The organism is Actinoplanes sp. NPDC051405, from assembly GCF_055586185.1.
This window is the reverse complement of record NZ_JBVJIR010000002.1, coordinates 203,550-228,215: the sequence shown is the minus strand read 5'-3', so window position 1 is coordinate 228,215 and position 24,666 is coordinate 203,550. Positions and strand designations below refer to the sequence as shown.

Here is a 24,666-nt window from a genome sequence, read left to right as displayed (position 1 = left end):
AGCAGGGCGGCGGCTCGGGTGCGGCGGCGGTCAGGCCTGGTCCGCGTACACGATGACATTGTCCCGGTAGCTTCCTCGAGTGTGGTCGAAGCTTCCGCCGCAGGTGACCAGCCGCAACGTGGGGTCGAGGCTGGGGGCGTACACCAGGTCGGTGGGGAATCGGTTCTTGGCGGTCTGCGCCACCTTGCGCACCCGGAACGTCACGGTGGTGCCGTCCGCCCGGTCGACGCGGACCTCCGTGCCGCGCTTCAGGTTGCGGAGGCCGACGAAGACGCCCGGGCCGGTGCGGGAGTCGACGTGGCCGAGGATCACCGCGGGGCCTGGTTGGCCGGGGCGGGGGCCGTCCTCGTACCAGCCGGCGACGTCGGCACGCTCCGGCACGGCGACCGTCCCGTCGTCCTGCCGGCCGAGGTGCTGCAGGGTGCTGTCGACGTGCAGCGCCCGGATCCGTAGCCGGACCGGTGCCGCCACGGTGGGATAGGTGCGGGCCGAGCGGAAGGCGTCCGCCCGTGCGGCGGCGGACGGTGTGGCGCCGGCCGTGGCCGGCCGCGCGGTCGCCTCCGGCTGAGCGCCGGCCAGGACGGCGACGGCGGCCAGTGCCAGGCTCGCGAGCGACACGGTACGGGCGTACGCCTGCATGTCAGCGATGCCCACCGGCGAGCCCGCCGTGGCCGGTCTCCGGTCCACCTTGCGGCAGGCGCGCCGCCACCTGGGCCCCGAAGCCGTCGGCGAGCCGGCGGGCGAGCTCGAACATGTGCTCGTAGGTTTGCCCGGCCACCTCGTGAGCGCGCTGGTAGTCCTTGGCGGCGTACAGGTCGGCGTGGCGCAGCAGCATCTCGTCGTGCTGCACCAGCGCTTCGGTCAGGGCGGCCGCGGTCATCCGGCCGCCGGTGGCCGGGGCGAGGATCGCCGCCAGTCCCCGCTCGAAGTCGTGCAACGCCTCGCGGGCGCGCTGCTTGCGGTCGTCCTGCCCGGCGGCGGTGGCGCTCGCGTACGCCACAAGCTGCTCGACGTGGGACGCCCACTGGGCCTGGAACCGCCGGGCGACCGGCGCGCCGAACAGGGTGTCGACCGCGGCCGCCACGTCGCGGGTGTTGCCGTTGATCATTTCAGCGGCGGCGTCGAAGTCCGGTGTGCCGGTGACCGCCGCCCGGCTCACGTCCTCGACCAGGGCGGCGTGCTCCGCCAGCAACTTGCCGAGCTGGGATCGCAGCCGCCAGACCGGCTCCCGCAGCGTGGCCCGGTCGGCCGCCGGCAGCAGCGCCTCGGCCAGGGTCAGGCCCAGGTCGTACGTGTGCTGGAAGCTCTGCCGGTACAGCCGGTCGGCGGCGGCGTGGTCGCCCGCCGCGTACGCGTCCGCCTGCTGGGTCAGGTGGTTGACGTGCATGAGGACCGCATCGCGGGCGGCCGCCCGGGGCAACCGGCCCTGTGACGCGCCGGCGAAGAAGTCGGCGAGTTCCTCCTCGTACTCGATCAGTTCCTCGCGGGCGTGGGCGAGCGCGCCGGCGTCCTGGTCGGCCACGGCCGCGGCGTACGTCACCAGGCTCACGACGTGTTCGGACCACATCGGCCCGAACTGGGTGGCTGTGGCGGCGCCGAAGAGCTGTCCGATCAGGCCGGTCATGGCGTCGGTGTTCTGGCCGAGTGCGGCGTCGGCGGCCTGGACGAAGCTGTCGTCGCCGCGGATCCGGCTTCGCATCAGGTCGGCGGCCAGGATCGAGTGCTGCCCGAGCAGCGCCTGCAACCGGATGGCCTGATCGGCGGCGGGGACGCGGGCCAGTCGGTGAACGTGTGCGGCCTGGCTGGGCGCCACGACCGGCGCAACCGGACCGCGCGTGGCGACGGCGGCCGGGCCCGTCGAGAGGATCGCGGTCAGTCCCAAGCAGAGCATCGGCAGCAGTCGTCGGGTCGGTCGGTGTTCCCGCATACGCCTCATCGCCCAGCGTCTCGTCGCCCGGCCGGGCCACGCGCGGACCGCCACCGCACCGGGAGGCGGCCGGGAGCCCGGCGGGCCGGTGACCAAGGGCAACCGGGACGGTTGCCGATGGTGATGTCGCAGCCACGATACGCGCGCATCGATGACGTTCAAGTCCTCCGAGTGGCGCGACCGGGCGACTGTGTGGACAGCCCCGGCTCGTCCGAACTCCGCGTTCGGGAGGCCGACATCGGCGGCGCCGTCCAGTATCGTGAAGTGGCTGCTGACCTTCGCAAACGTCCGGGGTGTGGCATGGCGCAAGGACACCTGGTGGCCGGCCGCTACCGGCTGCTGCGGGCCCTCGCCGCCGGGGGCATGAGCGAGGTCTGGCTGGCCGACGACGAGCGGCGGTCCCGCCCGGTCGCCATCAAGAAATGCGTGCCGCCGGAGGGCCTCACCCCGGCGCAGCGCGACCTCGTCCGAGATCTGACACTGCGCGAGACGCGGGCGCTGACCCGGGTCCGGCACCCGCACGTGATCCGCATCCTCGACGTGCTGTCCGACGACGAGGACCCCTGGATCGTCATGGAGTACGTCGCCTCCCGCTCACTGCTCGAAGTCCTCCAGGAGTCGGGGCCTCTGCCGCCGGCCCGGGCCGCCGCCATCGGGCTGGCCGTGCTGCACGCGCTGAACGCGGCCGGCCGGGCCGGGGTGCTGCACCTCGACGTGAAGCCGGCGAACGTGCTCATCGCCGACGACGGGCGGATCGTGCTCGCCGACTTCGGCCCGGCGGGCACCGAGGCCGGCGTCCGCGCGCTGACCAACGCCGGGATCACGCTCGGCTCCCCGAAGTACGTCGCGCCGGAGCGGCTGCTCAGCCAGGTGTCGACCGCGCAGGCCGACCTGTGGTCGCTGGGCGCGACGCTCTACCACGCCGTGGAGGGCCGGCCCCCGTTCGCGGGGGAGACCACCGAGGACACGCTGCGGGCGCTGACCACCGGCACACCCGACCCACCCGTGCAGGCCGGTCCGCTGACCGAGGTGCTGGAGGGTCTGCTGCGGCCCGAGCCCGCGGAGCGGCTGACGGCGTCCGAGCTGGAGGACCGGCTGCGTGAGGTGGCCGCGGTGCCGCGCCGGCGGGAGCGGCGGAGGGTGGCCGTCGCGGTGGCTTTTGTCCTGCTGGCCGCGCTCGGTGGGACGGCTGCGGCCGTACGGCAGGACGGCGGGCCCGGCGACCGGCCCGCGATCGCCGCCTCCCCGGTCGCCCGGGCCCGGTTCGTGCTGCCGGAGGACTTCCGCTGGTGGACCGAGACCGGGCAGTTCCGGGTGGCCGTGCCGGCGGGCTGGCGCCGCAGCTGCAACGCCGCCGGTGACCTCGTGTTCCGGGCCGCGCGGGGCGAGCTGAGCCTGCGGATCAGCCGGTGGGAGCCGCCGCCGCGCAACGTCGTCGCGGGACTGATCGCCGCGGAGAGCGCCACCCGGCTGGCCTCGTACCGGCGGGTGCGGATCGAGGCGCTGGCGCAGCCACCGGACGCGGTCTGGGAGTACACGTTCCGGGACGCGGACGCCGGACTGATGCACGGTTTGCGCCGGGTGCTCAGCGTGGACGGCGACACGTACCTGGTGGAGTGGCATGCGCCGGGCGCGGCGTGGGCCGGGGAGTTGCAGCGAATGGCCGTGGTGCTGGACAGCTTCGGGCCGGCGCCGGGCGCTTAGGGCCTGTCCTGCCGGTCATGACGGCCTGCGCCGGGCCCAGCTTCCGCCTCGCGGCGCGGTCCGAACGGCCGAATACAACCCCGGTATTCGACCGTCCGGCCCACTTGCGAAGCGAAACCTGGACCTCGGCTCGGCGTCGCCATGACCGGCAGGACAGGCCCTGGCCGTCAGGTCAGGTGCGCGGGTCCGTCCGGCAGGGACCGGAGCCAGGAGCGCGGCCCGGTGTGCCGGACCCGGATGCCGGCGATGCGTACCGCGTACCGCAGCGCCGGCAGCAGGTCGTCGCCGCGGCCGAGGGCGACCGCGAGTGCGCCGTGGAAGGCATCTCCGGCGCCGGCCGTGTCGACCGCCGGGACGGCCGGCACGGTGAGCTCGCCGTGCTCGTCGCCGTTCCACCAGATCACCGGCTGCGAGCCGCGGGTGATCGCGCCGCGCCGCACGCCGGCGGACCGCAGCGCCTCGCGGACCGGTGCGCTGCCCGGCGGACGGAACGCGGCTGAGCACGCCACGACGTCGGCCAGGGGCAGCAGGTCCGCGAAGACCGGACGCCAGCTGCCCGCGTCCAGCAGCAACGGCCGACCGCTACGCGCGGCACCCAGAGCCAGCTGCGGATGGTGCCCGTCCACCAGCACCACGTCCGCGCCGGCCAGCAGCTCAGTGAAGCCCGGGGGCACCGGGGCCTCGGCGGTGCCGGCGTTCCGGCTGACGATCGTGCGCTCGCCGGTCGCGTCCAGCACGGTGACGGCCGAGACCGGCGGAGGCGTACGCGCCAGCGGTGTCGCGTCGAGCAGCGTCACCCCGTACGCCTCGGTGTCGGCCCGGATCAACCCGCCCAGCGGATGCGCGCCGACCGCCGTGACCAGCGTGACCTGGGCGCCCAGCGCGGCCGCGGTGATCGCGGCGTTGGTGGCCGGCCCGCCCGCGGCCACCTCGGCGGTGAGCGCCTCGACCTTGGAGTCCACACCGGGCAGCCGGTCGACGCGCTGCACCAGGTCCACGGTGGCCAGGCCCACGCAGACGACGTGCACGGCGGGCCCGGGGCTCAGTTCGCCAGTTCGGAGAAGAACGTGCCGACGTTGCGGAAGACCTCGGCGATGCCGTCGCCGATGCCCTGAGCGATGTCCGCCGCCGGGCCCGGGTTGGTGCCGATGTAGAAGATGACCAGGATCAGCACGATCCAGCCGACGGCCTTCTTCATCGCACACCTCGTCCCGTGGGTCTTGATCGATGTGATCGTGGCACAACCGCGCACCCCTGACGTGGATCTACGCGCTATCGATACCGAAAAGCCGGGCCGCGTTGTGCCAGCAGACCGCGCGCAACCAGTCGTCGCCGAGCTCCAGCCGGCGCAGGGCCTCGAGCTGGTGGGCGTACGGGTAGGGGATGTTGGGGAAGTCGCTGCCCAGCAGCACCTTGCCCGCCAGGCCGAGCTCGCGCAGCCGGGGCAGCAGCGCCGGCGGGTACGGCGCCAGCTCCTCGAAGAAGTCGGTGAACGCCATGGTGGTGTCCAGGCCGACCCGTTCGTAGCGCTCGGCCAGCTCGAGGAAGCCCTCGTACTCGGGGCCGCCGAGGTGGGCGGTGAGCATGGCCAGGCGCGGGTGACGGGCCAGCACCGCGCCGATCGGGCCCGGGCCGGTGAAGCCGTGGGGGACCGGGCCGGAGCCGGCGTGCACGACGACCGGGGTGCCGCTCTCGGCGAGCAGGCCCCAGGCCTCGTCCAGCAGCTCGTCGCGGGGGTCGAAGCCACCGACCTGCAGGTGCAGCTTGAAGATGTGGGCGCCACGGTCCAGCGCCGCGCGGACATCGGCGGCCGCGGACGGCTCCGGGAAGAAGGTCGCGCTGGGCAGGCAGCCGGGGGTACGTGCCGCGAAGTCCAGCGTCCAGGTGTTGAGGTCGGCGGCCATCCCGGGGCGGTGGGCGTACGCCAGCGCCGAGAAGACCCGTACGCCCAGCGCGCCCAGCTCGGCCACGCGCTCGGCCTCGGTGCCGCGGTAGCGGATCGGCCAGGCCCGGCCGATCAGCGGTCCGGCCTGGTCGAAGTGGGCCCAGACCCGGCGCTGCATCCGCTCGGGCAGGAAATGGGTGTGCACGTCGGCCAGCCCGGGCAGGCCGAGCTCGCTCAGGAAGTCGTTCACCACCCGATCATCGCCTACGTCACATTCCGATAGCTACTAGCTTTTGAATGTTACTGTCATTTCATGGCTACTTCCACTTCGCGGTGGTGGGCGCTCGGCGCGCTCGCCCTCTGCACTCTCGCCATCGGGCTGGACAGCACGGTGCTCAGCGTCGCGCTCCCCACCCTGGCCGGCGACCTGCACGCCACCACCGGTGACCTGCAATGGATCACCACGTCGTATCTGCTGGTGATGGCGGCCGCCCTGCTGCCGGCCGGCATGCTCGGGGACCGGTTCGGCCGCAAGCGGATGCTCATCGGCGCGCTCGTGCTCTTCGGTGCCGCCTCGGTCGCCTGCGCGTACGCGGTCTCGACCGGCCAGCTCATCGCCGCCCGGGCCGCCCTCGGTCTCGGCGCCGCCGTCCTCATGCCGCTGACCTCGGCCGTCCTGACCGTGATCTTCAACCCCGCGGAACGGCCGAAGGCGCTGACGATCTGGGTGACCGCCAGCGCGCTCGGCATCCCGCTCGGCCCGGTCGTCGGCGGCTGGCTGCTGGACAACTTCTGGTGGGGCTCGGTTTTCCTGATCAACGTGCCGATGGTGCTGGCCGGGCTGATCGCGGTGCTGCTCTGGGTGCCGGAGTCGCACGGTGACCGGGCGCGGCGCTTCGACCCGCTCGGCATCGTGCTGTCGGCGGCCGGGCTGGTCGCCCTCACGTACGGGATCATCGAGGCCGGCGAACGCGGCTGGACCGACGCCCGGTCGCTGCTCACCGCCGTGGGCGGGATCGCCGTCCTGGCGCTCTTCCTGGCCTGGCAGCGGCGGGCCCGGGCGCCCCTGGTGGACCTCGCGCTGTTCCGGTCCCGGGCCTTCACCTGGGGATCGCTGCTGGCCACGGTCGCGAGCTTCGGCATGTTCGGGATGCTCTTCGCGCTGCCGCAGTTCTTCCAGGCCGTCGGCGGCAACGACGCCCTCGGCACCGGGCTGCGCCTGCTGCCGGTGATCGGCGGGCTGCTGGTGGGTGCGCGGGTCGCGGGCCGGCTGGAACCGCGCCTGGGGGCGAAGACCGTCGTGACGGCCGGGCTCCTGCTGATGGCGGCGGGGTTGTTCACCGGCGCCACCACCGGTCCGGGCACCGGGTACGGCTTCGTCGCGGCCTGGATCGCCGTCGCGGGTGTCGGGCTGGGCTTCACCATGCCGCCCGCCATGAACGCCGCCCTCGGCGCACTCTCGCCCGAGCGCAGCGGTGTGGGTTCGGGACTGATCCAGGCGCTGCGCCAGGTCGGCGGGGCCGTCGGGGTCACGGTGCTGGGCACGGTGCTCAACGGCGCGTACCGCGACGGGGTCGACGTGACCGGGCTGAGCGCCACGGCAGCCGACGCCGTCCGGGACAGTGCCACCGCCGGGGTCGCGGTCGCCGGTGGGCTGGGCGATGCTGCCCTGCTGGGATCGGTGCAGGCCGCCTTCACTTCCGGCATGGACCTGGCGCTGGTCGTCGCGGGCGGGGTGGCGGTGGCTGGTGCCGTACTCTCGCTGCTCTTCCTGCCCGCCCGCCCGGCGGCGCCGTATCCGGCGAGCGCCCCCCTGCCACCCACGACGCTGCCGGCACCGGCAGAATCGGTGGTATGACGTCGACCCCGCCGGCCGGCCTGCGTGAGCGCAAGAAGGCCCGGACCAAGGCCGCGATCCGCGAGCACGCCATGCGGCTGTTCCACGAGCAGGGGTACGCCGCCACGACGGTCGACCAGATCGCCGAGGCGGCGGACGTCTCGCCGAGCACGTTCTTCCGGTACTTCCCGACCAAGGAGGACGTGGTCCTCACCGACGACTACGACCCGCTGATGGTCGCGGCGCTGCGGGCCCAGCCGGCCGAGCTGTCCCCGATCGAGGCGATCCGGCGCAGTGTCCGGGAGCTGTTCGGGCAGCTCACCGACGCGCAGTGGCAGCAGGAGCGGCGCCGCCAGCAGCTCATCGCGAGCGTGCCCGAGCTGCGGATGCGCATCCAGCAGCAGTACGCCGACTCGATCACCCTGATGGCCGAGGTGGTCGCTGAGCGGGCCGGACTGCCGAGCGACGACTTCGCCTCCCGGGTGGTCGCGGGGGCGGTCATGGGCGCCGCGCTGGCCGCCAACCGGGGTGGCCGGACCATGGCCGACGGCGCCGCTTACTTCGAGGACTTCGACCGGGCGCTGGCCCTGCTCCAGGCCGGCCTCCCGGTCGGGCCTTCCGCCGGCTAGCCGGGGACCTGCCCCTGCTCGGTGGCGCGGTCGTCCAGTGACCGGCGGGCGGCCGTGAGGATGCGGTCGGAGAGATCGGTGCCGGCCGTCGCCCGGGACAGCATCAGGGCGCCCGCCATCGTCGCGATCGCCACCAGGTCCTCGTCGTCGCCGTCGGCCATCCAGCGGGCGAAGTCGCGCACCCCGTCGGCGTACGGCTCGCGGGCCGGGCTGTCCGGCGCCTCCCGGGCCATGTCGCCGCCGAAGGCGGTGGTCGGGCAGCCCTGACCGGCGTGGTCGCGGTGCTCGGGGGAGAAGTAGTAGTCCAGCAGCTCGCGCCGGGCGGCCGCGTGGTCGCCGGGATGCCGGGTGTCCAGGGCGGTCAGCCGCTCGCCCAGCTCGCCGAAGGCCCGGCCGGTCGCCTCCGCGACCAGCGCCTCCTTGGACGCGAACTGCTTGTAGAAGCCGCCGTGGGTGAGCCCGGCCGCGGCCATCAGGTCGGTGACGCTGACCCCCTGGACGCCGCGCTCGCGGAACAGCCGCGCCGCCTCGGCGATCACCCGTTCCCTGTTCTGCTGTGCCTGTGCCTGGGTCACCCGTGCCATCCCGCACCTCCGGCACCCATCTTATATGACGCTCGTCATCTAACCTTGCGACCGATAGATGACGACCATAATCTAAACCCGTCGGATCAACGGAAGGAACCACCATGCGGCTCGAGAACTCCGTCGCCCTCGTCACCGGGGCCAACCGCGGCCTCGGCCGGCACTTCGCCGCCCAGCTCGTGCAGCGCGGCGCCAAGGTGTACGCGGCGGCCCGGCGCCCCGAGACCATCGACCTGCCCGGCGTGATCCGGGTGCGGCTCGACATCACCGACCCGGAATCGGTGGCCCAGGCGGCCAAGATCGCCGACGACGCCACCGTGGTGGTCAACAACGCCGGCACCAGCCTCGGCGTGAACCTACTGGAGGGCGACCTCGACGCGATCCGGCTGGAGATGGAGACGCACTACTTCGGCACGCTCGCCGTCACCCGGGCCTTCGCGCCGGTGCTGGAGCGCAACGGCGGCGGCGCGGTGCTCAACGTGCTGTCCGTGCTGTCCTGGCTGCACCCTGGCCCGTTCGGGGCGTACAGCGCGGCCAAGGCGGCCGAGTGGGCGCAGAGCAATGCCCTGCGTGACCTGCTGGCGCCCAGGGGCATCACGGTGTCGGCGCTGCACGTCGGCTTCATGGACACCGACATGGCGGCCGCCGTCCCCGCGGACCAGAAGATCGACCCGGCCGTCGTGGCGACCCTGGCCCTGGACGGCATCGCGGCGGGCAAGCCCGAGATCGTGGCCGACGAGTTCAGCCGTACGGTCAAGGCCGGACTGTCGACCGCCCTGCAGGACTGACCCGCGGGGCCGTCCCGGCCAGGCCCGGGACGGCCGCCCGATCGCGCTCAGGCGAAGCGCTTGGCCAGGTCGCGGGCCTGCTCGTGGGCGAGCCGGCGGCCGGTGGCCGCGTCGGCGGTGGCCAGGTTCGGCCGGAAGTGCACCTCGCTGACGTCGGCGACGCCGGCCCAGCGCAGCCAGTCGGTGAAGAACGGCGCCTGGAAGTCGGCGCCGAACGCCGGCCCGCGGCCGGGGCCGTAGACCGCGCTGGTGTAGACGACCGCGGCGCGCTTGCCGGTCAGCAGGCCGGTGTAACCCTGCTCGGGGTCGAAGCCGAAGACCAGGCCGGGCTGGCTCACCACGTCGATGAACTGCTTGAGCACGTACGGCACGCCGGCGTTCCACATCGGGACGCTGAACAGGTAGCGGTCGGCGGCGTCGAAGCGGTGGAAGGTGTCGACGGCGGACTGCCAGGCCTCGGCCGCCGCGCCCCGCGGCTGCTCGCCGGCGAAGATCGCCATCTTGGCCGCGGCGGCGTCCGGGCCGAAGGCCGGCAGGGTGCCGTCCCACAGGTCGTACGTCTCGACGGTGACGTCCGGGTGCTCGGCCCGGAACGTGTCCAGGAAGGACGCGGCGATCGCCGGCGACTCGGACTGCCCGCCGCGCGGCGAGGCGGAGATGTGCAGGAGCTTGGTCATGGTGGCTCTCCTCGGCTCAACTTGAATGCGTGCGCACGCACATTTCTACGCCGATATGTGCGCACGCACAAGAGTCGCTAGGCTGCGGTGATGAGCGACACCGGAGTTGCGGCCTGGGGCGCCCTGCTGCGCGTGCACGCCGCCCTCGTCCCGCAGCTCGACCGGGAATTGCAGGCGGCCTGCGGACTGCCGCTGACCTGGTACGACGTCCTGCTGGAGCTCAACGCGGCACCGGGCCGACGGCTCAGCATGGGGGAACTGGGCGCCGTGGCGGTGGTCAGCCGGTCCCGGGTGAGCCGGGTCGTCGACCAGCTCGCCGCCGACGGGCTCGTCACGCGCGAGGCCAATCCCGACGACCGCCGGTCCGCGTACGCGACGATCACCGAGGCCGGCCGGGCCCGGCTGCGCGCCGCGGCGCCGGTTTATCTCGGCGGGATCGAACGTCACTTCACCGCCCACCTCGCCGCCGCGGAGGCCCGCACCGTGGCGACGGCGCTGGGAAAGGTCATCGCCGCGCTGGACCGCTCCTGAACGAACGGTTGGAAAACGCCGGCATCGGGTAGGGCACGCCCATGACCTCGCTCTCTGCCCCGGTGTTGGCCGCGGAGGCGATAACCTCCGCCGGAACCGGCCAACTCGTCCTGGCCGCGGTGCTCGGCATCGCGGTTGTCGTCCTGCTCATCGCCTGGGCCAAGTGGCATCCCTTCCTCGCCCTGATCCTGGGCGCGGCCGTCCTCGGGGTCGTGGCCGGCGCCGCGCCCGACGACACCATCACCTCCTTCACCGCGGGAGTCGGCAGCACGGTCGGCAGCGTCGGACTGCTGATCGCGCTCGGCTCCATGATCGGGGCGCTGCTCGCCGAGTCGGGCGGTGCGGACGGCATCGTCACCACGATCGTCCGCAAGTTCTCCGGATCGGCGCTGCCCTGGGCCATGGCGGGCGTCGCCGCGCTCATCGGCCTGCCGCTGTTCTTCGAGGTCGGCGTCGTGCTGCTGGTGCCGATCGTGCTGCTGGTGGCCCAGCGCACCGACGTACCGCTGCTCAAGATCGGCATCCCGGCGCTGGCCGGCCTGTCGGTCCTGCACGGCCTGGTCCCGCCGCACCCCGGTCCGCTGGTCGCGGTCTCCAGCCTGGGCGCGGACCTCGGGCTCACCCTCGCCTTCGGGCTCATCTGCGCGATCCCCACGGTGATCATCGCAGGCCCGATCTTCGGCAACTTCATCGCCAAGCGGGTGCCCCTGGCGGTGCCGGCCCAACTGGTGCCCGCGGGCAGCGGTGGCCGGTCCGCCGGATCGGGCCCGGCCGGCGGTCAGGACTTCGTCGACCGTGACGACCTGGCCAACGCCGGTTCCATGGAGCCGGACAAGCCGGTCGACAGCGACCTGCCGAGCCGGCGGCGCAACCCGGGCGTGCTCGCCGCGGTGCTCACCATCCTGCTGCCGATCGTGCTGATGCTCATCCGCGCGGTCGGTGAGCTGACCCTCGACGAGGACACCGGGCTGCGCAAGGCGCTCGACATCGCCGGCACCCCGGTGGTGGCGCTGCTGGCCGGCGTGCTGCTGGCCATGTGGACGCTGGGCAAGCGGGCCGGCTTCGACCGGGCGCAGACCTCGGCGGTCATCGGCGGCTCGCTGCCGCCGATCGCCGGCATCCTGCTCATCGTGGCCGCCGGTGGCGGGTTCAAGCAGGTGCTGGTCGACGCCGGGGTCGGCAACGTGGTCGCGGACGCGGCCAAGGACGCCAACATCTCCGCGCTGCTGCTCGGCTTCCTGGTCGCGGTCGGCATCCGGGTGGCCACCGGGTCGGCCACCGTCGCCACGATCACCGCCGCGGGCATCGTGGCCCCGCTCGCCGCGACCCTGGACAAGCCCGAGATCTCGCTGCTCGCGCTGGCCATCGGCTGTGGCTCGCTGTTCTTCTCGCACGTCAACGACGCGGGCTTCTGGCTGGTCAAGGAGTACTTCGGGATGACCGTCGGGCAGACCATCAAGACCTGGTCGGTGATGGAGACGATCATCTCGGTGGTCGGGTTCGCCTGCGTGCTGATCCTCGACATCTTCGTCTGACCCGGTCCTTTCCTCCGGTGACCGCGCCCGCTCCGGCAGGCGCGGTCACCGCTTGGTGCGGAGGTACGGCACGACCAGCGCGGCGATGCACAGCAGGGTGACCATGCCCAGGCCGAGGTGCACGACCAGCGGGCCGCCGTAGATCGACAGCGCCAGGTTGCCGACCGTGCAGAGCAGCAGCAGGGTCCAGACGAGGGCCCGGGTGGCTGAGGATGTGCTGGAACGGTCGATGTCGGTCATGGCTGACTCCTCGGTGGGGACGGGACGCGGTGTGCATCCGTTGCCATCGACGCTAGGCAGCCGCGCGGGCCGTGCCGATCCCGTCATCTGCCCTGCCGGGGTACAGCAGGCTGTACTTTCGGGCCCCGGCCCTGCCACGGGTGGCGGCTTGGCCCTAGGGTCAGCGGCCATGGAGGCGAGGGAGATCCGGCGGCTGGCCGGTGAGGCACGCAGGTCGACCCTGCGGGCGCTGCGCGACCTGCTCGTCGGTCTGGGCACCGCCACCCTGGCCCTGGGCGCGCTGTCCTGGCTGCTCCTGGTGGCCGTCGCGAGCCTGATCGGCATCGGACTGCTGGTGCTGCCCTCGGCCCTGCGCCTCCTGCACGCCGTGGCCGACATCGAGCGCAACCGGCTCTCGCGCCGCGGCGAGGAGGTGCTCAGCCCCGGCCCGCCACCGGCCCGATGGCGGGCGGCGCTGGCCGACCCGGGCACGCGGCGCGAGGTGGCCTGGGCGGCCCGGCACGCCACCGTGGGCCTGCTGCTCGGCGGGCTCGGCATCCAGCTGCCGGTCTGGGCCGTACGGGACGGCACGTTCGCCCTCTGGTGGCAGCTGATCCCCGAGGGCGAGCGGACCCCGGGGCTCGGGCTGTGGACCGTGCACGACTGGCCGGGCGTCGTCACTGTCACGCTGCTGGGCCTCTGCTGGGCCGTGGTGACGGTCGGCCTCACCCCGGCAATGGCCCGCCTGCAAAGCGCGTACGGGCGGCGGCTGCTCGCGCCGGGCCCGGAGGTCGATCTGTCGCTGCGCGTCGCCCAGCTCACCGCGACCCGCGCCGCCGCCCTCGACGCGCACGCCATCGAGCTGCGCCGCATCGAACGTTCTCTGCACGACGGCACCCAGAACCGGCTCGTGGCGACCACCGTGCTGCTCGGCGCCGCCCGTCGCATGCTCACCCGCGACCCCGCCGAGGCCGAGGCGCTGCTGGAACGCGCGCAGAGCTCGGCCGAGCTGGCCCTGGCCGAGCTGCGCGCGGTGGCCCGGGGCATCCTGCCGCCGGTGCTGGCCGACCGCGGCCTGGCCGGCGCGCTGAACGGGCTCGCCACCGACAGCGCCGTGCCGTGCCGGATGGATGTCGACGTGCCGGACCGCTGCGCCGCGTCGGTCGAGTCCACCGCCTACTTCGTGGTGGCCGAGGCCCTCACCAACATCGCCAAGCACAGCGGGGCCACGCAAGCCGCGGTCGAGGTGCGCAGCAGCAGCGGCCGGCTCCGGCTGCGCATCACCGACAACGGCCGGGGCGGAGCCGACGAGACCGGCGGCTCGGGCCTGATCGGCATCCGGCGCCGCGTCGAGGCCCTCGACGGCGCCCTGACCATGACCAGCCCGCCCGGCGGGCCGACGACCCTGGAGGTGGAGCTGCCGTGCGGATTGTGATCGCCGAGGACGATGCCCTGTTGCGGGAGGGACTGGCGTTGCTGCTGCGCGCCGAGTCGCTGGACGTGGTCGCCACCGCGGGCACCCCGGACGCCTTCCTGGCGGCCGTCGAAGAGCACGCTCCGGACGTGGCCATCGTCGACGTGCGGATGCCGCCGACCCACTCCGACGAGGGAATCGTGGCGGCGGTCGAGGCCCGGCGGCGCCGGCCCGGGCTGGCGGTGCTGGTGCTGTCCGCGTACGTCGAGCAGATGTTCGCCACCGAGTTGCTCGCCGGCGGTGCCCGGGGCCTGGGTTACCTGCTCAAGGAGCGGGTGGGCCGGGTCGAGGAGTTCCTGGAGGCGCTGCACCGGGTGGCCGGCGGCGGCACGGCCGTCGACCCGGAGGTGGTGGCTCAGCTGTTCGCCCGGACCCGCCCCGACTCGCGGCTGGACCGGCTCAGCCCGCGCGAGCGCGACGTGCTGGCGCTGATGGCCGAAGGGCTGGGCAACGTGGCCATCGCCGAGCGGCTCTTCGTCAGCGAGGGGGCCGTGCACAAGCACATCCGCAGCATCTTCAACAAGCTCGACATGGCGCCCGACGACCGCTCGGACCGCCGGGTCGCCGCCGTGCTGCGCTACCTGGACGGGCGCGAGCGCGCTTCCTGAACGGGACGGCCGGGCCCGTGGGCCCGGCCGCCGTGCTCACGCGTTCTGCTCGTCGCGCCAGGCCAGCCACTGCTTCAGCGGGCCGAGATCCGGCTTGGGCCCGCCGACGCCGACGGTGAAGAGCGAGACGCCCTTCTCGCGCAGCTCGGGCCCGCCCGCCGACGGATCGCCCTTCGGCGCGCCGGCCGACACCTCGATCTCGGCGGCGTCGCGATCCACGTCCGCGCAGTGCCCGCGCAGCACCCCGAGTTTGCGTTCGATGGTCTCGGCGTCGCCGAAGCTGTGCCAGATGTCGGCGTGCCTGGCGACCAGCTTGAGCGTCTTCTTCTCGCCGCCGCCGCCGATCAGCACCGGGATGTCCCGGGTCGGCGGCGGGTTCAGCTTGCCCCAGCGGGACTCGATCCGCGGCAGCGCCTCGGCGAGGTCGTCGAGCCGGCCGCCGGCCGTGCCGAACTCGTAGCCGTACTCCTGGTAGTCCTTGGCGAACCAGCCGGAGCCGATGCCGAGGATGAGCCGGCCGTCGCTGATGTGGTCGACCGTGCGGGCCATGTCCGCCAGCAGCTCCGGGTTGCGGTAGCTGTTGCAGGTGACCAGGGCGCCGATCTCGACGCGGGAGGTCGCCTCGGCCCAGGCGGCGAGCATCGTCCAGCACTCGAAGTGCAGACCCTCGGGCTCACCGGTGAGCGGATAGAAGTGGTCCCAGTTGAACAGCACGTCGACGCCGAGCTCCTCGGCCTCGGCCGCCGTGCGGCGGATGGTGGCGTAATCCATGTGCTGGGGCTGGAGCTGCAGCCCGATCCTTACCGGCCTGGAGGTCATGATCGCAGCCTAATCCCGTACGGAGTGTGATCTACCGCTCGGGGGATTCTCAAGGTCAGCACAGGTTCGTATCGCAAGATGGTGACCATGCGTAGACGGACAATGCTGGCCGGACTGGCCGCCACCGCCGGCGCCGGCGCCCTGACGGCGTGCACGTCGCCGAGCGGCACGGGCGGTTCGGCCACGGCCTCCGCCAGTGCCACCGCCCTACCCTCAGGGTCGGCCTCAGCCTCCGTCTCGGCGGCTCCGATCCTCGCCTCCACGACCGCGTCGTCGCTGGCGCCGCAGAACGTCACGGCGCCGTACGCCCCGGCGCCGGGAACCGCCCCGGCCGGTGCCTTCGCGGTCGGCCAGCGGGTGCTGGAGTTCTCCCGCGGCGCGGACCGGCCGCTGCCGACCACGGTGTGGTATCCGGCCACCGGCGAGGCACAGCCCAGCCCCGACCCGGTCGACGACGCGCCGGCCGCCCCGGGCCGCTTCCCGCTGGTGCTGTTCAGCCACGGCCTGACCGCCCAACCCGGCGACTACGCCCCGATGCTCACCCGCTGGGCCCAGGCCGGCTTCGTCGTGGCCGGCCCGACCTACCCGCGCACCTCGTACGGCGCGGCCGACTTCTACGCGCCGGACATCATCAACCAGCCGCAGGACGCGTCGGCGGTGCTGGACTCGCTGCTCGCGCTGACCGACCCGCTCGGTGCGATCATCGATCCGGACCGGCTGGGCGCCGCGGGTCACTCCGGTGGGGGAATCACCACGGTCGGGTTGTTCAGTGCGCATCGTGACGAACGTCTCAAAGCAGGCGTCGTCCTGGCCGGCACCGACTTCCAGGGAATGCCCTTCACCGGCCCGTCCGCCGCGATGCTCTTCGTGCACGGCCGCAAGGACAACACCGTGACCTACCGGGCCGGGCACGCCGTGTTCGCGGCGGTTCCCTGGTCACGCGCGATGCTGTCGATCACCGACGGCGGGCACGTCACCCGGGCCAATGATTTCGAGGCGACCACCGTCACCTCCACGGAGTTCCTGCGTTGGGCCCTGCACGGTGACACCGCCGCCAAGGCCCGCATCCCGGGGGCCGCCCGGACCGGTGACGTGGCCACTCTCGAGACCGACCTCTGAGAGGCAGCCCTGGATCTTCATGACTAACCTGGTTCGAGTGACTTCCCCTACGCCTCCCCGCGACCGCAACAAGTTCGCCAGCGCCGGATCACTGCTGATCTGCGGGTTGCTGGCGGGCGTGGTGGTCGCCGCAGCCTCGTTCCCGGCCGTCGCCATGTCAGGGCTGGCGGCCAAGGCCGGTTCGGAGACGTTCGCGCAGTTGCCCAGCCAGCTCGAGCAGCAGACGGCGCCGCAGGTGACGCGAGTCTTCGCCGCCGACAACAAGACCCAGCTCGCGGTCATGTTCGACGAGTTCCGCAGTGACGTCCCGCTCAAGGACATCTCGGTCAACATGCAGAACGCGATCGTGGCCGCCGAGGACCACCAGTTCTACAAGCACAACGGGGTCGACCTCAAAGGCGTCGCCCGGGCCTTCGTCAACAACAAGCAGGGCGGCGACAAGCAGGGCGCCTCGACGCTGACGATGCAGCTCGTCCGGATGACCCTGGCGTACTCGGCGAAGACCCCGCAGGAGGCTGTCGACGCCACCAAGGACACCCCGGAGCGCAAGCTCTCCGAGATGAAGTACGCCCTGCAGCTCGAGAAGGAGCTCTCCAAGCAGGAGATCCTTGAGCGCTATCTGAACATCGCCCCGTTCGGCAACGGCGCGTACGGGGTCTACGCCGGCAGCCAGGTGTACTTCCGCAAGAAGCCCAAGGACCTCACGGTCGCCGAGGCGGCCCTGCTGGCCGGCATGGTCAAGGCGCCGACCTCCTTCGACCCGACCACCGCCAGCGGCTACCCGCAGGCGCTGGACCGGCGCAACTACATCATCGACAACATGCGGGACCTCGGTTACCTCAAGCCGGACGACGCGGCCAAGGCCAAGGCGGTCAAGCTCGGGCGCACCACCAACCGGCCCGGCAACGGCTGCGTGTCGGTCGCGAAGAACAACTGGGGCTTCTTCTGCGACTACTTCTACCGCTGGTGGCTGAGCCAGGAGGCGTTCGGCAAGACCACGTACGACCGGGAGCGTCAGCTCAAGACCGGCGGCTACCGGATCGTGACCTCGCTCGACGTCAAGGCGCAGAGCGCGGCCCGCAAGGAGATCACCGGGCTGATCAAGGACACCAACCGCAACGCGCTGCTGCTGGCCGGCGTCGAGCCCGGTTCCGGCCGGGTGCGCACCCTGGCGGCGAACCGCAAGTACAAGCTGGACAGCACCTCCGATCCGGAGAACAAGATCTCCTCCGACCCGGCCAAGGCGGCCGAGGGCATCCGCGGCACGTACCCGAACACGACCAACCCGATCATCACCGGTGGCGGCGACATCACCGGCTACCAGGCCGGCTCGGTCTTCAAGATGTTCACCATGGTCGCGGCGCTGGAGAGCGGGCTCGAGCCGAGCTTCACGATCAACGCCCAGGAGCGGTACAAGTCCGGCTACATCATCGACCCGAGCTCCGACGCGGCCTGCCCGGGCACGCACTTCTACTGCCCCGGCAACTCCTCCAAGAGCGAGGTCGGCCCGTTCAACATGTGGACCGGCTTCGGCCGCTCGGTGAACACGTACTTCGTGCCGCTGCAGGAGAAGGTCGGCGCGGAGAACGTGGTCGACGTGGCCAAGCGGTTCGGGGTCAAGTTCCGGGCGCAGAAGGACGCGGAGATGGCCGACAACGAGGAGGCCGCGAACCAGTGGGGCGCGTTCACCCTCGGCGTCTCGGCCTCGACGCCGCTGGACATCGCGAACGCGTACGCGACGCTCGCCGGTGACGGCATGTACTGCGCGCCCACCCCGATCCAGCAGATCTACACCCAGGACGGCAAGAAGAGCGACATCGGCCAGCCCAAGTGCAACCGGGCGACCAGCAAGGACGTCGCCCGCAAGGCGCTGGACGCGGCCCGCTGCCCGGTCGGGGACCGCGCGCAGCTCGGCAACTGCGGCGGGGCCACCGAGGCGAACGCGCGCCGCGTCGTCGGTCACCCGATCTTCGGCAAGACCGGTACGACCGACGACGACAAGACCGCCGCGCTGGTGGTCGGCACCCAGCAGCTCGTGGTGGCCGGTTACCTGGTCAACCCGGACTGGGCCGGGCACACCGACCGGATGTCGCACGGCATCGTCAACCCGGCGGTCTACCGCACCGTGGCCGACTACATGGAGGGCAGGCCGGAGGAAGAGTTCAAGAAGCCCGGCTGACGAGGATGGTCAGGCCGGCCGGTACTCGACCTCCGGCCGGCCCGGGCCGCCGTAGCGGGAGCTGCGGACGACCCGGCCGGCGTCGGCCAGGTGCTCCAGGTAGCGGCGCGCGGTGACCCGCGACGCCCCGATGCTGCCGGCGACCTCGGCGGCGGAGAGCCCGGCAGGGCCGGTCACTGCCCGCAGCGCCGCCAGCACCAGATCGAGGGTACGGGCGTCCAAGCCCTTGGGCAGCGAGTCGTGCGGGGCGCCGCGCAGGGTGGCCAGCACCCGGTCGATCTCGTGCTGGGCGGCGACCTCCCCGGTGTCGCGCAGCTGGCTGCGGTAGCGCGCGTAGCCGTCGAGCTTGTCGCGGAACGCCGCGAAGGTGAACGGCTTGAGCAGGTAGTGCGTCACGCCGAGAGCCACGGCGGCCCGGACCATCGCGATGTCCCGGGCCGAGGTCACGGCCAGCACATCCGTGCCGCTGCCGGCCGCCCGCAACGCCCGGGCGACCTCCAGGCCGTGCTTGTCCGGCAGGTTCAGGTCAAGCAGCACCAGGTCGACCGGTCCGGCCCGCAGTGCGGCCATCGCGTCGCGGGCGGAGTGCGCGACGGCGACGACCTCAAAGCCCTCGATCCGCTCGGTGTAGGCCCGGTGGGCCTCGGCGATCAGCGGCTCGTCGTCGACCACGAGCACCCGGATGGCGCTCATGACGGCACCGGCACCGGCAGCCGGACGGTCAGCACCGCGCCGCCGCCGGTGGCCGGGGTGACGTCGTAGCTGCCGCCGTACCGCTCGGTGACCTGGCGGACGAGGGCGAGCCCGACCCCGTGGCCCGGCCCGTCCTTGGTGGTCCAGCCGCGGCGGAACGCCGCCGCGGCCTGGTCGGCCGACATGCCCGGACCGGTGTCGGTGACCCGGACCAGCACCGCGGCGTCCTGTTCGCGGACCAGCACCCGCACCCGGCGCGGCGGCGGCGCGGCCGCGACCGCCTCCAGGGCGTTGTCGACCAGATTGCCGACGACGGTGAGCAGATCCCGGCTCGGCAGCGGCTCGCCCTCCAGCCGGGACGACTCGTCCACGGTCAGCTCCACCCCGCGCTCGCTGGCCTGGGCCGACTTGCCCAGCAGCAGCGCCGCCAGGGCCGGCTCGGTGAGCGCGCCGACCACCTGGTCGGTGAGCTGCTGGGCCAGCGCCAGCTCGTCGGTGGCCAGCCGGATCGCCTCGTCGGTGCGGCCCAGCTCGACCAGGGTCAGCACGGTGTGCAGGCGGTTGGCGGCCTCGTGCGCCTGCGACTGCAACGCCTCGGTGAGCCCGCGCACCGAGTCCAGCTCCCCGGTCAGCGCCCGCAGCTCGGTGTGGTCGCGCAGGGTCAGCACCGTGCCCAGGGTGCGGCCCTCGAACCGGGTCTCGCGCTGGCTGGCCACCAGCACCCGGTCACCGGCCAGCACCGGCTCGTCGACCGTGGTGCGGCGCGAGGTCAGTAGGGCCGCGGCCTCGGCCGGCAGGTCCAGCTCGTCGACGCGGCGGTCGGTGCGCGCGTCGTCAGCGATGCCGAGCAGCCGCCGGCCCTCGTCGTTGATCAGGGCCACCCGGCCGTCCCGGTCGACCACCACCAGACCCTCCCGTACGGCGTGCAGCACCGCGTCGTAGTACTCGTACATCCGGGTCATCTCGGCCGGGCCGAGCCCGTGTGTCTGCCGGCGCAGCCGCCGGCTGAGCAGCCAGGCCCCGGCCGCGGCCAGCAGCAGCGCGGCCACCGTGGCCAGCGCGACCGTCGGCGCCTGGCCCAGCAGCTTACGGTTGATCTCCTTGGTGGTGATACCGACCGAGACCAGGCCCATGACGGTCCCGTCGGCCGCGCGCACCGGCACCACGGTGCGCACGGACTCGCCGAGACTGCCCCGGTACTGCTCCACGACCGTGCCGCCGGCCAGCGCGCCGGCCACCGTGCCGGCGAACTTCTGCCCGATCAGGTCGGGGTTGCGGTGGGTGTACCGGGTGCGGTCGGTGGCCATCACCACGACGAAGTCGGTGCCGGTGGCGATCCGGGTGGCTTCCGCGTACGGCTGCAGCACGGCACTGGGCCGCGGCGAGCGCAAGGCGTCGGCCACCATGGGGGAGTGGGCGATGGCCTCCGCGACGGCGCTGACCTCCTCGACCGCGGCGTCGTGGGCGTCGTTGCGGGCCAGCAGCACGGCGCCGGTTGTGCCGCCGGCCACGAGCAGGCTGACGACCAGCACCTGCAACGCGAACAGCTGCCCGGCGATGCTCCAGCGTCGTCTCATCGGCGTGTTTCCAGTCGTCGTCGTCGCGTTTCGCCGCGGTGAACAGAATGAACGCAATGGTGCCCCGGGGGTGAGACCCAGGACACAGTCTGCGGCATGGAGAGTCAGAGCCCCGCCCCGCCCGCCCCGACCCCGGGGGCGAAGCGGGACCGCACCCACTACTTGTATCTGGCGGTGATCGTCGCCGTCATCCTCGGCATCGCCGTCGGCTTCCTCGTGCCCGACTTCGCGGTCGAACTGCGCCCGATCGGCACCGGCTTCGTCAACCTCATCAAGATGATGATCAGCCCGGTCATCTTCTGCACCATCGTGCTGGGTGTCGGTTCCGTCCGCCAGGCCGCGAAGGTCGGCAAGGTCGGCGGGCTCGCGCTCGGCTACTTCCTGATCATGTCGACCGTCGCCCTGGCCATCGGCCTGGTCGTCGGCAACCTGATCCACCCCGGATCCGGCCTCAACCTGAGTGCCTCGGTCGCCGAGGCCGGCCAGAAGGCGGTCGGTGACTCGGCGAGCGAGGGTACCGCCGACTTCATCCTCGGCATCATCCCGACGTCGCTGTTCTCGGCGCTGACCGAGGGTCAGGTGTTGCAGACGCTGCTGGTGGCGCTGCTGGTCGGCTTCGCTCTGCAGTCGATGGGCTCGCGCGGCGAGCCGGTGCTGCGGGCCGTCACGGTCCTGCAGCGGCTGGTCTTCAAGGTTCTAGCGATGATCATGTGGCTGGCCCCGATCGGCGCGTTCGGCGCGATGGCGGCGGTGGTCGGCGCGACCGGCGTCGACGCCCTCAAGAGCCTGGCCCAGATCATGCTGGGCTTCTACGCCACCTGCGCGATCTTCGTCTTCGTCATCCTCGGCTCCCTGCTGTGGCTGGTCGCCCGGATCAACCTGCTCAAGCTGCTGCGCTACCTGGGCCGGGAGTTCCTGCTGATCGTCTCCACCTCGTCGTCGGAGTCGGCGCTGCCCCGGCTGATCGCCAAGATGGAGCACGTCGGCGTCAGCAAGCCGGTCGTCGGCATCACCGTGCCGACCGGGTACTCCTTCAACCTGGACGGCACGGCCATCTACCTCACCATGGCCTCGCTGTTCGTCGCCCAGGCGGTCGGCGACCCGCTGTCGGTCAGCGAGCAGATCTCCCTGCTGGTCTTCATGATCATCGCCTCCAAGGGGGCCGCGGGCGTCACCGGCGCGGGCTTGGCCACGCTGGCCGGCGGCCTGCAGAGCCACCGCCCGGAACTGCTCGACGGCGTCGGCCTGATCGTCGGCATCGACCGGTTCATGTCCGAGGCGCGGGCCCTGACCAACTTCGCCGGCAACGCGGTCGCCACCGTGCTGATCGGCACCTGGACCAGCGAGTTCGACCGGGACCGGGCTCAGCGCGTGCTGGCCGGGGAGGACCCGTTCGACGAGGCGACGATGGTCGACGAGCACGACGACCCGCCCGCGGCGGCCCAGCCGCCCGCCACCCCGCCGCCGGCTGTTCCCGCGGGCGCACCCGCCTGAAGCCGCGGCACCTGATCCGCCACTCCGTCGCGCCCATCCCGACTGCCCCGGGCGCGGCGGGGTGGCGCCGTGCCGACTCTTCGGTCGGTGGCCATCCGGGCGTTGCGGCTCGGCCACGCATCCACCACCGTGGAGCCCATACATTGCCCGTGGTCTATCCATTCGGTGAAGGTGGGCACATGGTCGGTAGGGGCAGAATCGCGGCTGCGCTGTCGGTAGCGCTGGCAACCATCGGACTCGCGGCACCGGCACCCGCCGGCGCCGCGATCAGCCGGGCCGACCTGGCTCTGCGCTGGGCGCCCATCCATTACCAGGACGTCGACGCCACCGGCAGCCACGCCCTGGGCGGCAAGGCGGACTACCTGACCAAAGTGAACTTCGACGGCGACTGGAACGGCCGCAACAACTGGGACCGCGCAGCCGAGTCCGGCGCGTCGTTCTCGGCGGCGGCGTACTACTCGGTGGCGGAGACCAGCACCCACTGGTACGTCACCTACTTCTTCTTCCACCCCCGGGACTGGGCCGACCACCCGTTCTTCGAGACCGAGCACGAGAACGACGGCGAGGGCGTGCTGCTGGCGATCCAGAAGGACGGCTCCACGTACGGGGTGCTGCGCTCCGCGGTCACCGTGGCACACACGAGCTTCTACTCGTACACGCCCAGCGGCAGCACCTGGACCACCGGCCGCGAAACGGTCGACGGCACGCTGCAGCTGCAGTCGTCACCGCACGACTCGTTCCAGCACCCCGTGACCGCACAGGAGGTCCAGGGCCACGGCCTCAAGGCGTACCCGCAGTACGCCATCAACGGCGACGGACTCGTCTACTACCCGTCGACCGAGGGCGAGACGCCGAGCAGCACCAACGACCGCGACGTCCGCTACGAGCTGATCGACATCTTCGCGGCGGGCGGCCTGTGGGCCCAACGGGACAACACCAACCTGTACGCGAACCTGGGCACCTTCGCCGGAGACACCTCGGGCGGGTGCGGCGTGGGCACGTACTCGTGCGGCACCAACTCGGCCAACGCGCCGTGGGGCTGGGACGACGGCGACGACCTGCCGGGCCGCGGGGAGATCGCCACGGACCCGGCGAAGCTGTCGGCCGAGTACTTCACTGTGCCGGGGGAGTTGGGGCGGGCTTACGCGTACAACCCGTACACGGCGGAAAAGGCCGACCTGCGCGAGGCCGCGCGGACCGCACCGACCGTCACGGACTGACGGCGCAGCCGGCGGCCGGGGATCTCCCGGCCGCCGTTTGCAGTGCGCCGAAGGTCGCCATGGCATAGAAATTGATGCATGGATGCGACGGAGATCGCGCGCGCGTGGTTCGCCATGTGCCGCACGGGGGACGAACAACGGCTGACCGACCTGGTCACCGAAGACTTCGTGGCGCACGGACCGGGCGGCAGCGGCGACCTGCCCGCCTTCACGACGTGGCTGCGCTGGTATCCGGCAGCTTTCGCCGACCAGGAACCGGTGCTGGAGGACGTGATCGTCAGCGGGGACCGGCTGGTGGTGCGGTACACGATCCGGTCGACGTACCGGGGTGGCTATCTGGATCTGCCGCCGGACGACCAGCGGGTGCGGGAGACCGGGATCATCATTTTCCGGCTGGCCGGGGGAAAGGTGGCGGAGAGCTGGTTCGAGGGCAATGACCTCGAGGTTGCCCAGCAGATCGGCGGCCGGATCACCCCGGCCTGAGCCGGGGCCTGTCCGCGCGGGCTCGGCTCAGCCGCCCCAGCGGTCCGTGTGCAGGGCCAGCTGCAAGGGCCGGCGTCGCCGCCAGCCGTGCCGTTCCAGATCCGGTACGTCCTCGAGGTGGCTCACCGGCCCCAGGCACAGCCAGGCAACCGGCCGCACCGAGCCCGGGATGCCCAGCAGGCCGCGCAGGAAGTCCTCGCGGTAGAAGGACACCCACCCGACGCCCAGTCCTTCGGCCGTGGCCGCCAGCCACAGGTTCTGGATGGCCAGGCACACCGAATAGAGCCCGGCGTCGGCAATCGCGTGCCGCCCCAGCACCGCCGGCCCACCCCGCCCGGCGTCGTAGGTCACCACGACCGACAGCGTCGACTCCAGGATCCCGTCGATCTTGATGCGGGCGAACCGCCGCGCCGTGTCGCCGCCGAGGGTGGCGGCGAAGGTTTCGCGTTCGGTGTGCACGTGCTGGTGGAATGTCTGCCGGAGGTCGCGGTCGCGGACCAGGATGAAGTCCCACGGCTGGGACAGTCCGACGCTGGGCGCTTCGTGCGCCGCCGTGAGTATCCGGCCCAGCACATCATCGGGGACGGGCGCGCCGGTGAACTGGCCCCGGACGTCGCGGCGGCGGCTGATGGTCTCGTACAGATCGTGGGTCATGGGCAGGCTCCCGCTGCGCTCGTGCCCCGG

Annotated in this window: 25 protein-coding genes; 13 read left to right on the top strand and 12 right to left on the bottom strand. The window is 72.4% G+C overall.

Annotation, left to right across the window (positions count from 1 at the left end):
• Positions 1–30: 30 nt before the first annotated feature.
• Positions 31–654, bottom strand: a complete 624-nt coding sequence (locus ACZ6S4_RS05420) for a class F sortase (protein ID WP_465473712.1) — start codon at positions 652–654, stop codon at positions 31–33.
• Positions 641–1,927 carry a hypothetical protein gene (locus tag ACZ6S4_RS05415; protein ID WP_465473711.1) on the bottom strand — a complete coding sequence of 429 codons (1,287 nt, stop codon included), beginning with the start codon at positions 1,925–1,927 and terminating at the stop codon, positions 641–643. The genes ACZ6S4_RS05420 and ACZ6S4_RS05415 overlap by 14 nt, the downstream gene beginning before the upstream one ends.
• A 300-nt stretch (positions 1,928–2,227) precedes the next feature.
• Here ACZ6S4_RS05415 and ACZ6S4_RS05410 point away from each other — a divergent pair, with 300 nt between their 5' ends.
• Positions 2,228–3,631, top strand: a complete 1,404-nt coding sequence (locus ACZ6S4_RS05410) for a serine/threonine-protein kinase (protein ID WP_465473710.1) — start codon at positions 2,228–2,230, stop codon at positions 3,629–3,631.
• A gap of 167 nt (positions 3,632–3,798) precedes the next feature.
• Here the strand turns inward: ACZ6S4_RS05410 and ACZ6S4_RS05405 are convergent, their stop codons facing one another.
• From ACZ6S4_RS05405 to ACZ6S4_RS05395, 3 genes are all read right to left on the bottom strand, one after another.
• Complete coding sequence (locus tag ACZ6S4_RS05405) at positions 3,799–4,659, bottom strand: PfkB family carbohydrate kinase (protein ID WP_465473709.1); 861 nt, start codon at positions 4,657–4,659, stop codon at positions 3,799–3,801.
• Positions 4,660–4,673: 14 nt separating this feature from the next.
• Positions 4,674–4,829 carry a hypothetical protein gene (locus ACZ6S4_RS05400; protein WP_360830816.1) on the bottom strand — a complete coding sequence of 52 codons (156 nt, stop codon included), beginning with the start codon at positions 4,827–4,829 and terminating at the stop codon, positions 4,674–4,676.
• Positions 4,830–4,896: 67 nt separating this feature from the next.
• The gene (locus ACZ6S4_RS05395; RefSeq protein ID WP_465473708.1) at positions 4,897–5,769 is read right to left on the bottom strand and encodes an amidohydrolase family protein; all 873 of its coding nucleotides are present in this window, start codon (positions 5,767–5,769) and stop codon (positions 4,897–4,899) included.
• A 60-nt stretch (positions 5,770–5,829) separates the two neighbouring features.
• Here ACZ6S4_RS05395 and ACZ6S4_RS05390 point away from each other — a divergent pair, with 60 nt between their 5' ends.
• Positions 5,830–7,374 (top strand): DHA2 family efflux MFS transporter permease subunit, encoded by a 1,545-nt coding sequence (locus ACZ6S4_RS05390; RefSeq protein ID WP_465473707.1) that lies wholly within the window; start codon positions 5,830–5,832, stop codon positions 7,372–7,374.
• Positions 7,371–7,982, top strand: a complete 612-nt coding sequence (locus ACZ6S4_RS05385; protein WP_465473706.1) for an acyl-CoA-like ligand-binding transcription factor — start codon at positions 7,371–7,373, stop codon at positions 7,980–7,982. The genes ACZ6S4_RS05390 and ACZ6S4_RS05385 overlap by 4 nt, the downstream gene beginning before the upstream one ends.
• Here the strand turns inward: ACZ6S4_RS05385 and ACZ6S4_RS05380 are convergent.
• Positions 7,979–8,566: a TetR family transcriptional regulator gene (locus ACZ6S4_RS05380; protein WP_465473705.1), complete on the bottom strand. Its 588-nt coding sequence runs from the start codon at positions 8,564–8,566 to the stop codon at positions 7,979–7,981. The genes ACZ6S4_RS05385 and ACZ6S4_RS05380 overlap by 4 nt on opposite strands.
• Before the next feature lie 104 nt (positions 8,567–8,670).
• Between ACZ6S4_RS05380 and ACZ6S4_RS05375 the strand changes: the two genes are divergently transcribed.
• Entirely contained in the window at positions 8,671–9,354 is a 684-nt protein-coding gene (locus tag ACZ6S4_RS05375) for an SDR family oxidoreductase (RefSeq protein WP_465473704.1), read from the top strand.
• 47 nt (positions 9,355–9,401) lie between these two features.
• On the opposite strand, the gene ACZ6S4_RS05370 is transcribed toward ACZ6S4_RS05375, so the two are convergent.
• Entirely contained in the window at positions 9,402–10,031 is a 630-nt protein-coding gene (locus tag ACZ6S4_RS05370) for an FMN-dependent NADH-azoreductase (RefSeq protein ID WP_465473703.1), read from the bottom strand.
• A gap of 90 nt (positions 10,032–10,121) precedes the next feature.
• On the opposite strand from ACZ6S4_RS05370, the gene ACZ6S4_RS05365 reads away from it, so the two are divergent.
• The gene (locus ACZ6S4_RS05365) at positions 10,122–10,562 is read left to right on the top strand and encodes a MarR family winged helix-turn-helix transcriptional regulator (RefSeq protein WP_465473702.1); all 441 of its coding nucleotides are present in this window, start codon (positions 10,122–10,124) and stop codon (positions 10,560–10,562) included.
• A 41-nt stretch (positions 10,563–10,603) separates the two neighbouring features.
• Positions 10,604–12,097 carry a GntP family permease gene (locus ACZ6S4_RS05360; RefSeq protein WP_465473701.1) on the top strand — a complete coding sequence of 498 codons (1,494 nt, stop codon included), beginning with the start codon at positions 10,604–10,606 and terminating at the stop codon, positions 12,095–12,097.
• Positions 12,098–12,142: 45 nt separating this feature from the next.
• On the opposite strand, the gene ACZ6S4_RS05355 is transcribed toward ACZ6S4_RS05360, so the two are convergent.
• Complete coding sequence (locus ACZ6S4_RS05355) at positions 12,143–12,337, bottom strand: hypothetical protein (protein WP_465473700.1); 195 nt, start codon at positions 12,335–12,337, stop codon at positions 12,143–12,145.
• A 169-nt stretch (positions 12,338–12,506) separates the two neighbouring features.
• On the opposite strand from ACZ6S4_RS05355, the gene ACZ6S4_RS05350 reads away from it, so the two are divergent.
• Together ACZ6S4_RS05350 and ACZ6S4_RS05345 are read left to right on the top strand one after the other, a co-directional pair.
• Positions 12,507–13,751: a sensor histidine kinase gene (locus tag ACZ6S4_RS05350; protein WP_465473699.1), complete on the top strand. Its 1,245-nt coding sequence runs from the start codon at positions 12,507–12,509 to the stop codon at positions 13,749–13,751.
• The gene (locus ACZ6S4_RS05345) at positions 13,739–14,398 is read left to right on the top strand and encodes a response regulator (protein WP_465473698.1); all 660 of its coding nucleotides are present in this window, start codon (positions 13,739–13,741) and stop codon (positions 14,396–14,398) included. Before ACZ6S4_RS05350 ends, ACZ6S4_RS05345 begins: the two co-directional genes overlap by 13 nt.
• 36 nt (positions 14,399–14,434) lie before the next feature.
• Here the strand turns inward: ACZ6S4_RS05345 and ACZ6S4_RS05340 are convergent, their stop codons facing one another.
• Complete coding sequence (locus ACZ6S4_RS05340) at positions 14,435–15,217, bottom strand: LLM class F420-dependent oxidoreductase (protein WP_465473697.1); 783 nt, start codon at positions 15,215–15,217, stop codon at positions 14,435–14,437.
• An 87-nt stretch (positions 15,218–15,304) separates the two neighbouring features.
• Between ACZ6S4_RS05340 and ACZ6S4_RS05335 the strand changes: the two genes are divergently transcribed.
• Together ACZ6S4_RS05335 and ACZ6S4_RS05330 are read left to right on the top strand one after the other, a co-directional pair.
• Entirely contained in the window at positions 15,305–16,336 is a 1,032-nt protein-coding gene (locus tag ACZ6S4_RS05335; protein WP_465473696.1) for an alpha/beta hydrolase family protein, read from the top strand.
• 19 nt (positions 16,337–16,355) lie between these two features.
• Entirely contained in the window at positions 16,356–18,515 is a 2,160-nt protein-coding gene (locus ACZ6S4_RS05330; protein WP_465473695.1) for a transglycosylase domain-containing protein, read from the top strand.
• Between the two features lie 9 nt (positions 18,516–18,524).
• On the opposite strand, the gene ACZ6S4_RS05325 is transcribed toward ACZ6S4_RS05330, so the two are convergent.
• Both ACZ6S4_RS05325 and ACZ6S4_RS05320 read right to left on the bottom strand, forming a co-directional pair.
• The gene (locus ACZ6S4_RS05325) at positions 18,525–19,208 is read right to left on the bottom strand and encodes a response regulator (RefSeq protein ID WP_465473694.1); all 684 of its coding nucleotides are present in this window, start codon (positions 19,206–19,208) and stop codon (positions 18,525–18,527) included.
• The gene (locus ACZ6S4_RS05320) at positions 19,205–20,785 is read right to left on the bottom strand and encodes a sensor histidine kinase (RefSeq protein ID WP_465473693.1); all 1,581 of its coding nucleotides are present in this window, start codon (positions 20,783–20,785) and stop codon (positions 19,205–19,207) included. The genes ACZ6S4_RS05325 and ACZ6S4_RS05320 overlap by 4 nt, the downstream gene beginning before the upstream one ends.
• Before the next feature lie 96 nt (positions 20,786–20,881).
• Here ACZ6S4_RS05320 and ACZ6S4_RS05315 point away from each other — a divergent pair, with 96 nt between their 5' ends.
• From ACZ6S4_RS05315 to ACZ6S4_RS05305, 3 genes are all read left to right on the top strand, one after another.
• Positions 20,882–22,279 (top strand): cation:dicarboxylate symporter family transporter, encoded by a 1,398-nt coding sequence (locus ACZ6S4_RS05315; RefSeq protein WP_465473692.1) that lies wholly within the window; start codon positions 20,882–20,884, stop codon positions 22,277–22,279.
• Between the two features lie 179 nt (positions 22,280–22,458).
• Positions 22,459–23,499, top strand: a complete 1,041-nt coding sequence (locus ACZ6S4_RS05310; RefSeq protein ID WP_465473691.1) for a hypothetical protein — start codon at positions 22,459–22,461, stop codon at positions 23,497–23,499.
• Between the two features lie 78 nt (positions 23,500–23,577).
• Positions 23,578–23,982 (top strand): ester cyclase, encoded by a 405-nt coding sequence (locus ACZ6S4_RS05305; RefSeq protein ID WP_465473690.1) that lies wholly within the window; start codon positions 23,578–23,580, stop codon positions 23,980–23,982.
• A gap of 27 nt (positions 23,983–24,009) precedes the next feature.
• On the opposite strand, the gene bluB is transcribed toward ACZ6S4_RS05305, so the two are convergent.
• Positions 24,010–24,636, bottom strand: coding sequence for a 5,6-dimethylbenzimidazole synthase (gene bluB, locus ACZ6S4_RS05300; protein ID WP_465473689.1), 627 nt, complete (start codon positions 24,634–24,636; stop codon positions 24,010–24,012).
• Positions 24,637–24,666 lie beyond the last annotated feature (30 nt).

Coding starts and splice junctions, on each gene's coding strand:
- ACZ6S4_RS05415 (WP_465473711.1), bottom strand. CDS start 1,927: ATGCGGGAACACCGACCGACCCGACGACTGCTGCCGATGCTCTGCTTG.
- ACZ6S4_RS05410 (WP_465473710.1), top strand. CDS start 2,228: ATGGCGCAAGGACACCTGGTGGCCGGCCGCTACCGGCTGCTGCGGGCC.
- ACZ6S4_RS05400 (WP_360830816.1), bottom strand. CDS start 4,829: ATGAAGAAGGCCGTCGGCTGGATCGTGCTGATCCTGGTCATCTTCTAC.
- ACZ6S4_RS05390 (WP_465473707.1), top strand. CDS start 5,830: ATGGCTACTTCCACTTCGCGGTGGTGGGCGCTCGGCGCGCTCGCCCTC.
- ACZ6S4_RS05385 (WP_465473706.1), top strand. CDS start 7,371: ATGACGTCGACCCCGCCGGCCGGCCTGCGTGAGCGCAAGAAGGCCCGG.
- ACZ6S4_RS05380 (WP_465473705.1), bottom strand. CDS start 8,566: ATGGCACGGGTGACCCAGGCACAGGCACAGCAGAACAGGGAACGGGTG.
- ACZ6S4_RS05375 (WP_465473704.1), top strand. CDS start 8,671: ATGCGGCTCGAGAACTCCGTCGCCCTCGTCACCGGGGCCAACCGCGGC.
- ACZ6S4_RS05370 (WP_465473703.1), bottom strand. CDS start 10,031: ATGACCAAGCTCCTGCACATCTCCGCCTCGCCGCGCGGCGGGCAGTCC.
- ACZ6S4_RS05365 (WP_465473702.1), top strand. CDS start 10,122: ATGAGCGACACCGGAGTTGCGGCCTGGGGCGCCCTGCTGCGCGTGCAC.
- ACZ6S4_RS05360 (WP_465473701.1), top strand. CDS start 10,604: ATGACCTCGCTCTCTGCCCCGGTGTTGGCCGCGGAGGCGATAACCTCC.
- ACZ6S4_RS05355 (WP_465473700.1), bottom strand. CDS start 12,337: ATGACCGACATCGACCGTTCCAGCACATCCTCAGCCACCCGGGCCCTC.
- ACZ6S4_RS05350 (WP_465473699.1), top strand. CDS start 12,507: ATGGAGGCGAGGGAGATCCGGCGGCTGGCCGGTGAGGCACGCAGGTCG.
- ACZ6S4_RS05340 (WP_465473697.1), bottom strand. CDS start 15,217: ATGACCTCCAGGCCGGTAAGGATCGGGCTGCAGCTCCAGCCCCAGCAC.
- ACZ6S4_RS05335 (WP_465473696.1), top strand. CDS start 15,305: ATGCGTAGACGGACAATGCTGGCCGGACTGGCCGCCACCGCCGGCGCC.
- ACZ6S4_RS05330 (WP_465473695.1), top strand. CDS start 16,356: ATGACTAACCTGGTTCGAGTGACTTCCCCTACGCCTCCCCGCGACCGC.
- ACZ6S4_RS05325 (WP_465473694.1), bottom strand. CDS start 19,208: ATGAGCGCCATCCGGGTGCTCGTGGTCGACGACGAGCCGCTGATCGCC.
- ACZ6S4_RS05320 (WP_465473693.1), bottom strand. CDS start 20,785: ATGAGACGACGCTGGAGCATCGCCGGGCAGCTGTTCGCGTTGCAGGTG.
- ACZ6S4_RS05315 (WP_465473692.1), top strand. CDS start 20,882: ATGGAGAGTCAGAGCCCCGCCCCGCCCGCCCCGACCCCGGGGGCGAAG.
- ACZ6S4_RS05310 (WP_465473691.1), top strand. CDS start 22,459: ATGGTCGGTAGGGGCAGAATCGCGGCTGCGCTGTCGGTAGCGCTGGCA.
- ACZ6S4_RS05305 (WP_465473690.1), top strand. CDS start 23,578: ATGGATGCGACGGAGATCGCGCGCGCGTGGTTCGCCATGTGCCGCACG.
- bluB (WP_465473689.1), bottom strand. CDS start 24,636: ATGACCCACGATCTGTACGAGACCATCAGCCGCCGCCGCGACGTCCGG.